This is a genomic window from Citrobacter sp. TBCS-14 (assembly GCF_005280805.1).
Lineage (GTDB): Bacteria > Pseudomonadota > Gammaproteobacteria > Enterobacterales > Enterobacteriaceae > Citrobacter > Citrobacter gillenii.
Window position 1 is genome coordinate 1 of record NZ_SZWM01000725.1, and the last position, 287, is coordinate 287.

Consider the following 287-nt stretch of genomic DNA (forward strand, 5'->3'; position numbering starts at 1 on the left):
ATTCAGGGATGGAAGGTACACAGCTATCCACCGCCCTTGATAACCTGAGTCTGGGTTACGCCCTCACCTATTTAATTGGGTTGGTCAGTCTGATTGTGGGTGCGCGCTATCTGCCAAAACTGCAGCATCAGGATCTGCAAACCAGCGCCCAACAAATTGCGCGTGAGCGCGGGCTGGACACTGACGCCAACCGTAAGGTTTATCTACCGGTGATCCGCGCCTACCGTGTAGGCCCAGAGCTGGTTGCATGGGCTGACGGGAAAAATCTGCGCGAGCTGGGCATCTAC

The 287-nt window shown here is 55.7% G+C and carries 1 pseudogene; it reads left to right on the forward strand.

From position 1 onward, the window contains the following. Positions 1–287, forward strand: a pseudogene (locus FDX22_RS20945) (transporter); the annotation flags it as partial.